Source organism: Shewanella sp. MM_2022_3, from assembly GCF_022557375.1.
GTDB lineage: Bacteria > Pseudomonadota > Gammaproteobacteria > Enterobacterales > Shewanellaceae > Shewanella > Shewanella xiamenensis.
Genome location: NZ_JAKZGV010000027.1, coordinates 1 through 15,002 on the forward strand (window position 1 = coordinate 1; position 15,002 = coordinate 15,002).

The 15,002-nt window shown below is 48.3% G+C and carries 11 protein-coding genes and 1 riboswitch; of the genes, 10 read left to right on the plus strand and 1 reads right to left on the minus strand.

Annotated elements, in window-relative coordinates; genetic code table 11:
• The first annotated feature begins 226 nt into the window (after positions 1-226).
• Positions 227-1,012 carry a DUF4253 domain-containing protein gene (locus MMG82_RS13730; protein ID WP_241406982.1) on the plus strand — a complete coding sequence of 262 codons (786 nt, stop codon included), beginning with the start codon at positions 227-229 and terminating at the stop codon, positions 1,010-1,012.
• A 551-nt stretch (positions 1,013-1,563) separates the two neighbouring features.
• Here MMG82_RS13730 and metH read toward each other — a convergent pair.
• Positions 1,564-5,298 (minus strand): methionine synthase, encoded by a 3,735-nt coding sequence (gene metH / locus MMG82_RS13735; RefSeq protein ID WP_241406983.1) that lies wholly within the window; start codon positions 5,296-5,298, stop codon positions 1,564-1,566.
• Positions 5,299-5,555: 257 nt separating this feature from the next.
• On the opposite strand from metH, the gene MMG82_RS13740 reads away from it, so the two are divergent.
• The 9 genes from MMG82_RS13740 to MMG82_RS13780 all read left to right on the plus strand — a co-directional run bounded on the left by MMG82_RS13740 (position 5,556) and on the right by MMG82_RS13780 (position 14,989).
• Complete coding sequence (locus tag MMG82_RS13740) at positions 5,556-6,278, plus strand: histidine phosphatase family protein (protein WP_241406984.1); 723 nt, start codon at positions 5,556-5,558, stop codon at positions 6,276-6,278.
• A 175-nt stretch (positions 6,279-6,453) separates the two neighbouring features.
• Positions 6,454-6,636, plus strand: a riboswitch (cobalamin riboswitch).
• 123 nt (positions 6,637-6,759) lie between these two features.
• Entirely contained in the window at positions 6,760-7,647 is an 888-nt protein-coding gene (locus MMG82_RS13745; protein ID WP_241406985.1) for an ABC transporter ATP-binding protein, read from the plus strand.
• Positions 7,644-8,783, plus strand: coding sequence for an iron ABC transporter permease (locus MMG82_RS13750; RefSeq protein WP_099456906.1), 1,140 nt, complete (start codon positions 7,644-7,646; stop codon positions 8,781-8,783). Before MMG82_RS13745 ends, MMG82_RS13750 begins: the two co-directional genes overlap by 4 nt.
• Before the next feature lie 162 nt (positions 8,784-8,945).
• A complete protein-coding gene (gene cobT, locus MMG82_RS13755) occupies positions 8,946-9,998 on the plus strand; it encodes a nicotinate-nucleotide--dimethylbenzimidazole phosphoribosyltransferase (RefSeq protein ID WP_037414788.1) in 1,053 nt (350 codons plus the stop codon).
• Between the two features lie 91 nt (positions 9,999-10,089).
• Positions 10,090-10,878: an adenosylcobinamide-GDP ribazoletransferase gene (locus tag MMG82_RS13760; RefSeq protein ID WP_037414785.1), complete on the plus strand. Its 789-nt coding sequence runs from the start codon at positions 10,090-10,092 to the stop codon at positions 10,876-10,878.
• Positions 10,875-11,474, plus strand: coding sequence for a bifunctional adenosylcobinamide kinase/adenosylcobinamide-phosphate guanylyltransferase (gene cobU, locus MMG82_RS13765; RefSeq protein WP_047538322.1), 600 nt, complete (start codon positions 10,875-10,877; stop codon positions 11,472-11,474). The genes MMG82_RS13760 and cobU overlap by 4 nt, the downstream gene beginning before the upstream one ends.
• 206 nt (positions 11,475-11,680) lie before the next feature.
• Positions 11,681-13,213, plus strand: a complete 1,533-nt coding sequence (locus MMG82_RS13770; RefSeq protein ID WP_241406991.1) for a cobyric acid synthase — start codon at positions 11,681-11,683, stop codon at positions 13,211-13,213.
• A 15-nt stretch (positions 13,214-13,228) separates the two neighbouring features.
• Positions 13,229-13,852, plus strand: a complete 624-nt coding sequence (cobO, locus tag MMG82_RS13775; RefSeq protein WP_069453400.1) for a cob(I)yrinic acid a,c-diamide adenosyltransferase — start codon at positions 13,229-13,231, stop codon at positions 13,850-13,852.
• A gap of 99 nt (positions 13,853-13,951) precedes the next feature.
• Positions 13,952-14,989, plus strand: coding sequence for a DUF2235 domain-containing protein (locus MMG82_RS13780; RefSeq protein WP_241406986.1), 1,038 nt, complete (start codon positions 13,952-13,954; stop codon positions 14,987-14,989).
• Positions 14,990-15,002: the final 13 nt, after the last annotated feature.

A 15,002-nucleotide genomic window follows, 5' to 3' on the forward strand; every position in this document is an offset into this window, starting at 1 on the left:
TCTTTGCTGAATTCAGAAAAAATTTAGATAATTAAAAATGATTCGATATTTATTATGCGCATTCTTTGTTCTTGTGACATGTGAGGGTGATTTACTATTTGCATTCGATATTTTGATAATTTTATAATATTGTTAATATATAAGGAGATTATATAAATTTTTAAGTCATATTATCTTTGAAATAATGCTCAAGGGCGCTTAAATAGTGTTAAAGGGAAATAAGCTCATGTTTTATGCACTATCTCTATTAGTTATTATTGCCATCTGCATCGTATTGGAAATTATTGCAAGAGTGTTTAAATCTTCTGACGCTATCGAACTTGAGCAAAGGCACAAGTTTATAATGGCAGAGAAAGCCTTTAAAGCCAAGCGAGATGCCGCTAGGCGTATAACGGATCGTATTACTCTCTCGGAATCAGAGTGTGCATTGCTTTCAAGTTTGGACTTTGATCCAGATTTGATTTTGAAACTAAAAAAGTTAGCTAAAAGTGAAGCTAAACCGCTGTTACAGATACACCATGAAGACAACACTTATGAATCACCAGACGCACCATGTGAAGGCATCTTTTTTCCTATCCCCGACGCTTATTTCCAGACACCTCCCAATTATGGATCTGTGTTTAGGGATTATAGCGATTTAATGTATGAATTCGAGTCTAAAGGTTACCTTCTTTTTATGAACGACTCACATACTTATGGCAAGGGGATGGCAGTAATTAAGGGTGCTGAAATTTGGGATGTGCTCCGTTATAGAAAAACACGAGCCGATAATTTTGGTTTATGTACCGAAGATATTATAGAAAGGCTTAAAACCTGGGATGTTTGCAGTGTGATTGGCGTGAGTTTTGATTGGGTGCTCATCAAGTTTACAAACTACAGCAGCGATCCTCATAGGTTAGCCCAAGAAATATATGCATTCTGTCCTGATATCGTTATGCAAGGTTGCGGTACTATCGAGCAGTTGGAAACATATCTTGATGTCAGCGATGAACTATTATTGTGGTGGGATTGATATAAGATTTAATGGGACACGATTGTTAAATAGGCTAAATAAAATAGACATCCATCGAAATAACAGGATAATTAAAAGACGGACAGGCATAGCTCTTTCAACGTGAAAAGTTAACTTTAACCTTACAGAAGTTCACCCATCCCCTGCGAAGTTACTGATTAGTACGAAGCCACTCTTCTTGTGGCTAATATTTGAATTAATTAGCCCACAAAATATATGCTGAAACTGATGGGTACACCAGATAGGGCACTGTTGCACCAGTGACCTTCTAAAACATGGATGTTTTAGTAGAGCCTACAAGGATACTTTTTTTAAAGCATAAGTACGGCGTGTCACTGGGGTAACAGTGCTAAAGCCTGCGGCAGGCAATGAGTTACATCATCACCTTACAGCGATATGGTTGCTAGTTCGCAATGCAAAACGAACCAGCAACATCGGGTGTGGGGTGAAGCCCCACGACTTTGATTTTGAGTTAAAATTCAAACGAAGTTTGAATCAGCTTTTCAAACCGCGTTAGCGTAAGTCCGATCCAGATTACTCTGGATCACTCCCTATTCAGGGTCATAATCCAACACTGGCGCTAGCCACTTCTCCGTCTCTGCAACAGTCATCCCCTTACGCTTCGCGTAATCCTCCACCTGATCGCGACCAATATTACTCACGCCAAAGTAGCGGGATTTCGGGTGGGCAAAGTACCAGCCCGATACTGCGGCGGTGGGGAACATGGCGTAGCTTTCGGTAATGTTTAAGTCAATGGTTTCATTCGGCTTTAACAGTTCCCACAACAGGCCTTTTTCGGTGTGATCCGGGCAAGCGGGGTAACCCGGTGCAGGGCGAATGCCCTTGTATTTCTCACGAATTAACGCCTCGTTATCGAGCTGCTCATCGGCGGCATAACCCCAAAACTCTTTACGCACGCGCTCGTGCATCCGCTCGGCAAAGGCTTCGGCTAAACGGTCGGCTAAACACTTGAGCATAATGGCGTTGTAGTCATCATGGTTCGCCTCAAAGCGGGCGACATGCTCATCAATCCCATGACCTGCGGTGACCGCAAAACCGCCCATATAGTCGGCAACGCCGCTGTCTTTGGGCGCCACAAAGTCGGCGAGACAGAAGTTATCGTTACCGACTCGCTCAAGTTGCATCCGCAGGTGATGGGTGGTCAGCTCAACCTCGGTGCGAGTCTCATCTGTGTACAGCTCAATATCATCGAAGTTGACAGTATTGGCGGGGAATAGCCCAATCACGCCCTTGGCGGTGAGCCATTTTTCTTCGATGATTTTTTTAAGCATCGCCTGACCATCGGCGAACAGCTTTTGCGCCTCAACGCCGACTACTTTGTCGGTTAAGATTTCAGGGTAATGGCCGTGCAGCTCCCACGCGCGGAAGAAGGGCGTCCAGTCGATACGGTCTACTAAGTCGGTTAATGGATAATCATCAAATACTTGGCGACCGAGCACCTTGGGTGTGAACGGTGTGTAATTGGCCCAGTCGTGCTGGCAGCGGTTTTCGCGGGCGGCCTCTAGCGAGACGATTTCCTTACGCTTAGCTTGGGATAAACGCTTGGTGCGCATATCGTCATACTCGGCGTAGGTTTCATCAATGGTCGCTTGGCGGGTTTCGTTATTGACCAGTTTGCTGACCATGGGCACGGCGCGGGAGGCGTCGGCAATGTAAATCGCGCCATGGGGATAATGGGGCGCAATCTTCACCGCGGTATGGATTTTCGAGCAGGTTGCGCCGCCGATAATCGCTGGAATGGTGAGCCCTTCACGGTGGAAGGTTTTGACGTTATGCACCATTTCATCAAGGCTTGGGGTGATAAGCCCTGACATGCCGATAATATCGATATTGTGTTCTTTCACCGCCTCAAGAATGCGCTCTACCGACACCATCACGCCTAAATCGAACACTTCAAAGCCATTACAGGCGAGCACCACGCCAACAATATTTTTGCCGATATCGTGCACATCGCCTTTTACGGTCACCATCAAAATCTTACCGTTCGACTGACCTGCGACTTTTTCCTTTTCAATAAAGGGATTGAGGTAGGCCACGGCCTTTTTCATCACCCGCGCGGATTTGACCACCTGTGGCAGGAACATTTTGCCTGAGCCAAACAGGTCGCCGACGATATTCATACCGTCCATCAGCGGGCCTTCGATCACATCAAGTGGTCGTGAGGCAAGCTGGCGAGCCGCTTCAGTATCTTCGTCGATAAATTCGGTGATGCCTTTCACCAGCGCATGGGCTAAACGTTGATTAACTGGCCATGAGCGCCATTCTAAATCTTCTTTTTTGGCGGCACTTGAGCCATCGCCACGGAATTTTTCAGCAATCTCAAGCAATTGCTCGGTATTGCTCGAGCCCTCAACCGGGCAAGGTAGGTTGAGCACCACGTTCTCGACCCGTACTTTAAGCTCTGGGTCGATATCGTCAAAAATCGCTAACTGGCCCGCGTTGACAATCCCCATATCCATACCGACTTTAATCGCGTGGTACAGGAATACTGCGTGAATCGCCTCACGCACTGGGTTGTTACCGCGGAAGGAGAACGACACGTTCGATACCCCGCCCGAAATCATCGCGTGGGGCAGGGTGGCCTTAATTTCTTTAATGGCATCAATAAAATCGACAGCATAGTTATCGTGCTCATCGATACCCGTGGCAATGGCGAAGATGTTCGGGTCGAAGATAATGTCTTCGGGCGGAAAGCCGACCTTATCGACCAGCACGCGGTAGGCGCGGGTACAGATTTCGACTTTGCGTGCCTTCGTATCGGCTTGGCCTTGCTCGTCGAACGCCATAATAATGGCCGCCGCGCCGTAGCGTTTAACGAGGGTTGCCTGCTCGATAAACTTCTCTTCGCCTTCCTTCAAGGAGATAGAGTTGACGATTCCCTTGCCTTGAATACATTTGAGGCCCGCTTCAATCACTTCCCACTTTGAGGAGTCGATCATAATCGGCACGCGGCTGATATCCGGCTCAGAGGCGATAAGATTTAAGAACTTATGCATCACCTCCACGCCATCGAGCATGCCTTCGTCCATGTTGATGTCGATGATCTGCGCACCGCTTTCTACCTGTTCACGGGCGACATCGAGCGCCTGTTCGAACTTGCCTTCTTTGATCAGCTTTAAAAATTTGGCCGAGCCAGTGACGTTGGTACGTTCACCCACGTTCACAAACAGGGTTTGGGCGTCGATAGTGAGCGGTTCCAAACCCGATAAACGGCAGGCGACGGGGATCTCGGGTAGTACCCGTGGTGCAAACGGTTCCACCGCTTCGCGAATGACCTTAATATGCTCGGGCGTGCTACCACAGCAGCCGCCGATAATGTTGAGCATGCCTTCACGGGCCCATTCTTGGATAACGCTGGCCATGTCTTTTGGGGTTTCATCGTAACCGCCAAACTCGTTTGGTAGACCCGCGTTAGGGTGCGCCGAGACATAACATTCGGCGATGCGTGACAGTTCTTCGACGTAGGGGCGTAGCTCTTTTGGCCCGAGTGCGCAGTTAAGGCCGATGGATAAGGGTTTGATATGACGAAGGGAGTTATAAAAGGCTTCGGTGGTTTGTCCGGTCAGGGTTCGACCCGAGGCATCGGTAATAGTGCCGGAGATCATCACTGGCAAACGCGCTGGCGAATTTGCTCCAAAGAGTTCATCGAACACGGTTTCGATGGCAAATAGCGCGGCTTTGGCGTTTAAGGTATCGAAGATGGTCTCGACCATAATGATATCGGCGCCGCCTTCAATCAGCGCGCGGGTCGATTCGCAATAAGCGGTCACTAACTCATCAAAGTGGATATTGCGATATCCAGGATCGTTCACATCTGGGCTGATAGAGCAGGTACGGTTAGTGGGTCCTAACACACCGGCAACATAACGTGGTTTCCCCGTGGCTTTTTCGATTTCATCACAGGCCTCACGGGCGAGGCGCGCACCTTCACGGTTAATTTCGGCGGACAGCGACTGCATATCGTAGTCGGCCATGGCGATAGTGGTGGCGTTGAAAGTGTTGGTTTCAATAATATCGGCACCGGCTAATAGGTAGTCGGTGTGAATTTGTTTGATGATGTGTGGCTGCGTGAGCACTAAAAGATCGTTATTGCCCTTAACGTCGGTATGCCAATCCTTGAAACGCTCGCCACGGTAATCGGCTTCTTCTAGCTTGTAGCCTTGGATCATAGTGCCCATGGCGCCGTCTAAAATCAGAATGCGCTTTGACAACTGGTTGCGAATGTCTGCCAGTGTTTGGCTGGCTCGATGGAGAGATATCGCCATAAATGATTACCTTTACTACAGCTAAGTTGAGTCCAAAGTACGCAATTGTGCGCTACATTGCATTTTATTATTAACGTCGTGAGCTTTTGTTTTGGACATTTAAACGTATAGACGTCCATAATACGCGACATCGGATTGTCAGGGCAAGGTGAAAGTCATTAGGAGCGAGAATCGAGAATCTAGAATCTAGAATCTAGAATCTAGAATCTAGAATCTAGAATCTAGAGTTTAGGTCCTAAGATTTTTAAAAGGCATATATGAAACAAGTTCGCTTATTACTGTTACGCCATGGGGAATGCGAGGGCGGGGCCATTTTACGTGGCAGAGTCGATGTTCCACTGAGCGAGAAGGGCTGGCGGCAGATGTTGGCAGCCGTCGCTTTGCAGGCCAGAGAGTGCCACGGTATTTACAGCTCTACCTCAAGGCGCTGCGCTGAATTTGCCAAGGGGTTGGCGCTGGAGCCGCATTCCAGCTTGTCTGAGAGTTCACATTTAGCTGCACCAACGCCTTCGCCGCTTGAGGTCAACCTGCTTGAGGATCTACAAGAAATGGATTTTGGCGATTGGGATGGTCGCTTGCTCGATGAGTTATATCAACAGGATGGCGAGCGCATGGCGGCCTATTGGCAAGATCCTTGGGCCGTGTCGCCGCCCAATGGTGAAACGATGGCAAGTTTCGAGGCTCGTATCGATGGCGCAATAGAGCAGATCCTCAATAAAGAGTTTGCCCTGCTGGCGTTGGATGATGAACAGGCCCACGGCGAGTGTAATGCTAATGTACCCACAGCCAATATCTGGATTCTGACCCACGGCGGAGTGATCCGTCATTTAATGGCAAGAGCGTTGGGGGCGGTGAGAACGGTAGGGTTTTACAGTCAACTGACTTTACCGGTTGCCGCGGTGGTGACGATTAATGTACTCGAAGATAAACATGGAACTCGATACTGGCGCTTAGACTGGCCATCGGGCCATGCTGATTGAGTTAGAAATCTCATGCTAAATGGGATGATGAACATTTTCTGATTTAAACTGCATTGCCTAATGAGCAAGATATAGGATAATGCTTTTCCCTGACGTTTGAGCCAGATAGCACATTGTGTTCGCTAAGTTTAAATGTCGCAGAAATAGGTGTTGGGAATTTCGCTTTATCCTGCGCTATTCGCTTAAGGCAATAGTCGTTATAAACGCCGAATCAACCCAAACATAATAGGGAATCGGGGTGCTGCCCGTCAGCCAGCCCGAACTGTACCCGCAACTGTGAGTAGTTAAAAGAAGTGCCTAGAACCTAGAACCTTCTTTGCTACAAGTCAGGAGACCTGCCTATTTCTGTTTTCGCTGCGCGCAGCCTTAGTTCTCGAGCGGGTGACTCGAGGGAGCAGAAAATGATATTGATACGTTTCGCCCTGTGGCCCATGGTGCTACTGGGTTTGGGTACAAAATATGCCTGTGGGAGCTGCTTTTAATGAAGCCTTCCACGTCAACAGATGTGCAATCTTCGGCGGTGCTAACTAATGTGGCACTCAATGTCAGCCAATTAAGTTGGACCATCGAAGGCAAAACCATTCTTTCTGGGATTAACTTTGCCCTACAACGCGGTGAAATGCTGGGATTAATCGGCCCTAACGGTGCGGGTAAATCCAGTTTACTGCGTTGTATATATCGTTTTATTCGCCCAACTCTGGGGCAAATCAGTTTGTTTTCGCAGGACATTAACGAGCTTTCGCCCAAGGCATTTGCCTGTAAAGTAGCTGTGGTGCAGCAGGATACGCCGCACTATTTTGATATGACCACAGAGCAACTCGTTGCTATGGGGCTCACGCCCCACAAAGGAATGTTCGATACTAATTCCAGCGGTGATAGTGAAAAAATTATCAAGGCGCTTGAAAAGGTAGGTCTTAGCCATAAGCGCTATCAGCAATATGAACGGCTCTCTGGCGGCGAGAAACAACGGGCACTGATTGCACGCGCTATCGTGCAACAACCTCAGTTACTGATTTTAGATGAACCCACAAACCACCTCGATGTGCGCTATCAAATACAAATTTTGGAGCTGGTTCGAAGCCTTGGTATTAGTGTCATTGCCTCTATTCATGATCTGAATTTAGCAAGTGCCCTGTGTGATAGTTTGCTGCTACTGGATAAGGGGCAAGTGAGCGCCATGGGTACGCCGAGTGAGGTATTAACAGAGGAGCGCATTGCCCAAGTTTTTGGGGTTTGCGCCCAAGTGATGCCCCATCCACAACATGCCAATCCTTTAATTAATTACTTTTATGGTTATCAAAAATCACCGACGGATGATGTGGTTGTATCCGCTCCCCATAACATCAACGGGGAGATAAACACGCCATGATTGACACGTTTAAGCTGATAATGATGAATCTTTTAACCCATATTTTAACGCCATTAACCCGCCAGCAATGGCTGATTCTTGGCTTGGTGGGTTTTGCTCTGCTGACCCCGATTGCGGCCGCCAGTTTTGGCGCGGCAAATATCAGCTTTTTAGATGTGCTGCATGTGTTTATTAAACTATTCAATCAATTTTTCGCCAACGACGATGCGTCAACTACCGCCTCGATGACGGAGCGGATTGTGATGGAATTAAGGTTGCCACGGATATTGCTCGCGTTTGTGGCGGGGGCGGGGCTGTCTTTAGCGGGCAGTGTGCTGCAAACCGTAACGCGCAATCCGCTTGCTGACCCTTATTTATTTGGCATCAGTTCAGGTGCCTCCTTTGGCGCTGTGGTGATGCTGACCTTGTTTACTGGCTCTGGTCTATTCGGTAATGCGGGCGTTATTGCCAATTCGGGGATTTTTAGTGGCTCTGGAATGTTTGCTGGGCTCCTGTGGTTTAGTTTGCCTTTCGGCGCTTTTATTGGTGCCAGTTTATCCGTTCTTATTGTTCTCGCCTTGTCAGGGCTTGGGCTCAACAGCCAAGTTGAGCGCATGCTGCTCTCTGGGGTGGCAACATCGTTTATGTTTGGCGCATTAACCAGCTTGCTGTTGTATTTTGCCAGCCCGCAGGCCACGGCATCAGTGCTTTTTTGGAGTTTGGGCAGTTTTGCTAAGGCCAGTTGGCCGCTCTTAATTTTGCCATCTATCGTTGTATTGGTGAGTTTTTTTATCATCCTCGGTTGGAAGCGGCAGATTATGGCCCTGCAGGCGGGGGATGAAACGGCCCACACCTTAGGGGTGAATGTACCTAAATTACGCCTCAATATGTTATTGCTCTGCTCACTAATTACCGCCGTTTTAGTGGCGACCTGTGGTGGCATAGGTTTTGTTGGATTAATGATCCCCCATACGGTGCGCTTGTTATTTCCCGGGCGTCAGCCCATTTTGCTCACCGCGTTAGTGGGCGGCTTGTTTATGGTGTGGATTGATGTGCTCGCGAGATGTTTGCTGGGCAATCAAGAACTGCCCGTTGGGATTATCACCGCCTCGATAGGTAGTTTTTTCTTTTTGCTGATTTTGCGTCGGCGCAACTAATCGAACTCGCGTTTTTCGCAGAGGATTAGCTAATTTAGTACTAAGTGTGTATGGAAAATAGCCGCTGTATGCGTCGTAGTTGTTATCGAACGAGTTATTGAAATCGAACGAGTTATTGAAATCGAACGAGTTATTGAAATCGAATTAGTCACTGGAGTGTGAATGTCTCAATCAAGCCTGTCATTTCAAATCGAGCCTGTGAGTAAAGCGCAGGATCAGGTTATTCAACAAAAAATCGATCTTAAAACCAAGCCGCCAGGTGCCTTGGGACAACTCGAATCCTTAGCATTACAAATTGCTCGCATTCAAGGGCCACAACAATTGCAGATAGTCAAACCGACCATGTTGGTGTTTGCAGGGGATCACGGCATTGCCGCTGAAGGGGTTTCGATTGCCCCAAGTGAAGTCACCCACCAAATGGTGCAAAACTTTGCCCACGGCGGCGCGGCCATTAATGTGTTTTGTCGCCAATTAGGTTTTACGCTTGAAGTGATCGATTGCGGTATTTTGACACCCGTTGAGGGGCTAGAAGGGATTATCGATCAACGTCTTGGCGCGGGTACTGCTGCTATTCATTTGGAACCCGCCATGCCTTTAACGAGTGTGGATAAGGGCTTTGATATGGCGCGGGAGCTTATTGAGCGTCACCATCAAGCGGGTTGTAATCTGGTTGCGTTTGGTGAAATGGGGATTGGCAACACGTCCTCTGCCGCGGCAATTATGGCGGCGATTATGCAATTAGATGTAGCTGACTGTGTGGGGCGCGGTACAGGCATTAATAGCGACACTTTAGCGCGTAAGTTAACCTTGGTAGAGTTGGCGTTGCTATCGCATCAAAGTGCGCTTAGTGGGCCAAAACAAGTGCTTGCTTGTCTTGGCGGGTTTGAAATTGTGCAAATGACAGGTGCCATGCTGGCTGCTGCTGAGCGCAAGATGTTGGTGGTTGTGGATGGTTTTATTGCGACCGCCGCCGCATTAGTGGCGGTGACGATCAATGCTAATGTACGGGATTATCTGATTTTCGCCCATTGCTCCGAGGAGCAAGGCCATCAACGTATGTTGGAATATTTGCAAGCTAAACCCTTGTTATCTTTGGGGCTTAGATTAGGTGAAGGTACGGGTGCAGCCTTAGCATTGCCGTTAATTCAAGCCGCAGTAAATTTTTACAATCAAATGGCGAGTTTTAGTGATGCAGGGATTGAGGCTGTTGTATGATGTGCCTGCTAACTTATTTAAAATAATAACGTTTAGCCAATCGTTTTAACTTTAAACCCTGCAGCAAGTGTGTATTCACTAAGGATGCTTTATGTCAGAACGCGAAAGCTGGCACAAAGAGATAGATTTATTTTTTGTGGCCATGGGCTATTTTACCCGTATTCCTATGCCCAAATGGGTCGAAGTCGATGCCGATAAACTCAATAAAGCCAGTCGTTACTTTGGCTTAGTGGGTTTACTGGTGGGACTGTTAAGCGCCATCGTTTTTTGGCTGACTCAAAATTGGTTACCCGCTGGGGTGTCGGTATTGCTGTCGATGTTAACGGGCGTGCTGTTAACGGGCGGTTTCCACGAAGATGGGTTAGCCGATACCTTCGATGGGTTTGGTGGCGGTTGGACGGCCGAAGACAAGCTGCGCATTATGAAGGATTCGCGCCTTGGTAGTTATGGTGCTTTGGCCTTGATTATTGTCTTGATGCTTAAATGGCAATTATTGGTTGAATTAGCGCTTTATGACCCTGTGGTTGCAGGTTCAGCGATGATTGTCGCCCATACTGTGAGTCGAGTCGTGGCCGCGAGCCTTATTTTCACCGAAAAATATGTGCGCGATGATGAGTCCAGTAAATCTAAGCCGTTAGCGCAGCACCAAGGCATTAATGAACTGTTTATTTTGATCGCCAGTGGTGTGTTAGTGCTGTTGGTGTTAAAGGGGATTGCTGCACTGTCGCTGTTGTTGATTATGATCGGATTGCGCCGTTTGATCGTGGTGATCTTTAGACGTCAAATTGGCGGCTATACAGGCGATACCTTAGGCGCTGCGCAGCAAATTTGTGAAATTGTGTGTTACTTCGTGCTGCTCGTTGTAGGTAGCATTCTGTGATCCATTTAGTGCTGGGCGGCGCTCGCAGCGGTAAGAGCCGTTACGGTGAAACCTTAGTACGCCAGTATACGGCTTTAGGATTCGATGCCTGCTACGTCGCAACCGCGCAGGCACTCGATGCTGAAATGGTCAGTCGGATCCGTTTGCATCAAGATGGTCGTGCCCAGGACGATATCGACTGGCAGTTGATTGAAGAACCCTTGGCATTAACCGCCAAGCTTAAGCATTTAGCTAAGCCGGGGCGGGTGATTATGGTGGATTGCTTAACGCTTTGGTTAACCAATCAATTACTTGCTGTCCACCCACAGGCTGAGCCAGCTTCGACCGAATCAGATTTTGCTCTAGCGGTTGCGACATCATCTCAACACGATGTGTTAGCCCACTGGCGACAGGCAAAAACGGATTTTGTCAGTGCGTTAAATACACTTGAAGGTGTGGTGATTTTAATCAGTAATGAAGTAGGCTCAGGCATTGTGCCCTTGGGGGAACTGAGTCGCCAATTTGTGGATGAAGCTGGCTGGTTAAACCAAGATGTTGCTGCGGTTGCGGATAATGTGACCTTAGTGGTGGCGGGTTTACCACTGACGCTTAAATGAGCTGGTGCATTTAAATCAAGTTGTGAATGTTATTTTGAGCCGCTTTTGCATTTAGTTCGTATTAAATAATCAGCCTTTTATCTTATTTCATCTATTGAGTGATGTCCTTGCCCATGCATTCACATAATGTTGCTGATCCCACGGCAACCAATCAAACGTCAACCGCTAGTTTGCCTCAAACATCGTCCCAAGGCGCGAAAGTATTAATGGTGCAGGGCACCACCTCAGATGCGGGTAAAAGTACGTTGGTGGCGGGAATTTGCCGATTGCTAGCCCGTCAGGGTGTCAACGTCGCGCCTTTTAAACCACAGAATATGGCGCTTAATAGTGCTGTGACTGTTGATGGTGGTGAGATTGGCCGCGCACAGGCGCTGCAAGCCGCGGCCTGTTATTTAGCGCCACATACTGATTTTAATCCGATTTTACTCAAACCCAGTTCAGATACGGGCGCCCAAATTATTGTCCAGGGTAAAGCGTTAACGACACTCGAAGCCTCGGCTTTTTTTGGAGAAAAATCGAAAGATTATAAAGCCATGGCCCTTAATGCTGTGCTGGACTCCTTTGAACGCCTAGGTCAGCAATATCACACCATAGTGGTTGAAGGGGCGGGGAGCCCGGCTGAAATCAACCTGCGTGCAGGGGATATTGCCAATATGGGTTTTGCTGAAGCGGTTGATTGCCCCGTGATTATTATTGCCGATATCGATAAAGGCGGCGTCTTTGCCCATTTGGTCGGGACCTTGGCGTTGTTATCCGAGTCAGAACAGGCGCGGGTAAAGGGGTTTGTGATCAATCGCTTTCGCGGCGATATCAGCCTGTTGCAGCCTGGTATTGATTGGCTTGAGGCGTATACGCAAAAGCCAGTAATAGGCGTGCTGCCCTATTTGCATGATTTGCACTTAGACGCCGAGGATGCGCTGACTGACTCGCCAACTAAGCAGGCCAAGAGTCGTTTTAAGGTGCGAGTGCTGGTGTATCCGCGCACCAGTAATCACACGGATGTTGATCCCCTCAGGCTGCATCCCGATATCGATTTTGATTATGTGTCACTCCAGACGCAAGCCTTAGCTCAGACGCCGGAGATCGACGCCGATCTACTTATTTTACCCGGCAGTAAGAATGTCCGAGCCGATCTGACTTTTTTGCGGGAGCAAGGCTGGGATAAGCAAATTGCTAAGCATTTACGCTACGGCGGTAAAGTGCTGGGAATTTGCGGTGGTTACCAAATGCTGGGTGAGCGCATTGCCGATCCGTTAGGGATAGAAGATGTGCTCGGGACTAGCCAAGGTTTGGGTTATTTACCCATAACCACCGAATTTAAAGCCGAAAAGCAGTTACGTAGCATCGCAGGCGAGTTGAGATTGTTAGGGCAGACTGTGGCGGTCAAAGGTTATGAGATCCACTGCGGTGAGTCCCACTATCTCACCTCCAGTGATGCCGCCAAGGGCGCACCATTACGCTTGAACAATGAGTTAACTTATGATGAACAGGCGGAAAAGTCTTTTGCTGACGGCTGCTTAAGTGAGGACGGGCAAGTACTAGGCACTTATTTACACGGGCTATTCGACAGCCCTGAGGCGTGCCAGTTAATTCTGCGCTGGGCGGGATTAGAAGACGCACAAGCAATTGATATCAATGAAATTCGCGAACAACAGTTGAATCGTTTGGCTGATGTACTAGCCGAGCATCTAGATTTACCACAATTACAGGCAATCTTAACCGCATCAGTTAAGCCGTAGGATGAATACCAAACCATGACAACAGCAAACGATAATAACCAAGAACAATTAAAGGCTGAACGCCACAAGGCGCGCCAACAAAAACTCAAAGCGGGAGTCGATGCAAAAATTGCCGCCGCTCAGGATGAAAAAGGCATTTTGTTAGTCTTAACAGGCAATGGCAAAGGTAAGTCGACCTCAGGTTTTGGCACGGTTGCCCGCGCCGTTGGCCATGGCAAAAAAGCCGCCGTAGTGCAATTTATCAAGGGCACTTGGGAATGCGGCGAGCGTAATCTGCTTGAAGGCGCTGGCGTTAGTTTTCATGTGATGGGCACCGGCTTTACTTGGGAAACCCAAGATAAAGAAAAGGATACCGCAGCCGCTCTTGTCGCTTGGGAAGCAGCCGAAGCTTTACTGCAAGACGAGAGCATTGATTGCGTGATGCTCGATGAGCTGACCTATATGGTGAGTTATCACTATCTTGATGTCGAACGGGTACTGACTGCACTTAAAAACCGTCCACCCATGCAGCATGTGATTATCACTGGCCGCGCCTGCCACCGAGCGATTATCGAGCTGGCCGATACGGTGAGTGAAGTGCAACCCATTAAACATGCCTTTGAGGCCGGAATAAAAGCACAGCCTGGATTTGATTATTAAGCAGTGCTTCAACGCTAATTAAGGCTGTTGTTCCGAGATAAAATCCGTTAGCGTTCTAGCGAGCGCTTTTGTGGGCATGGATAACTCAAGGATGATGCGATGAATAAACGTATTGTGATTTGTGCCGACGGCACGTGGAATCGGCCTGAGAAAGATCTTAAGGTGGATTTTCCCACCAATGTGCTGCGTCTGGCGCGGACTATTAGCCCGATGGCGGGCGATGGAAAACCTCAGCAAGTGTTTTACGATTGGGGTGTGGGCTCCTATTACGATGAAGTGATTGGCGGCGCGACAGGGCGTGGGCTGCATAAAAATATCATGGATGGTTACCGCTATATCGTGCAGAACTACTCCCCTGGCGATGAGATTTATCTCTTTGGCTTTAGCCGAGGCGCATACACAGTGCGTTGCCTGTGTGGCCTTATCAATAACTGCGGTATTCTTAAGCGCCCTGATGCGAGGCTTATCCAACAAGCCTTTGACCACTATAAAAAAAGCAGCGCGCCCTTTGCTCCAAGCGGCGATAAATCCGTTGAGTTTAGACAAAAGCACAGCCATGAATCACGGGAGATTAAGTTTGTTGGGGTGTGGGATACGGTGGGCGCTATGGGGATCCCGATTTCCTTCCTCGGCTTATTTGAAGATAAAGATGAGTTTTACGACACTAAAATTGGTCGCAATGTGCGTGTTGCCCGCCATGCCTTGGCGATAGACGAGCATCGCAGCGACTTTGAGCCCACTATCTGGCAATTACGCGACAATATGGATATGCAGCAAGTGTGGTTTGCTGGCGCCCATAGCAATATTGGCGGCAGTTATCAGCCGGATAAAGATGGCTCTTTATTGTCAGATAATGCCCTTGAGTGGATGATCGCTGAGGCTGAGCGGTTTAATTTAAGTCTCGAGCCACATTTAATGGCCAGTTTACGCCCTAATCCCTTGGCGACGTTGCACGATTCACGCCGTAGTTTTTATCGGATTAAGCAGCCGTATTTGCGGCCGCTTGACCCGAATGTTGCGCCCGTATTGTTGCATCATTCGGTCAAGGTGCGTTGGGATCAAGATCCTCAGTATCGCCCTAAAAACTTGCAGACCTACCTTGAAAAATATGGCTGGCCAGAACAGTTAATCGATTAAATCATAAGGAATT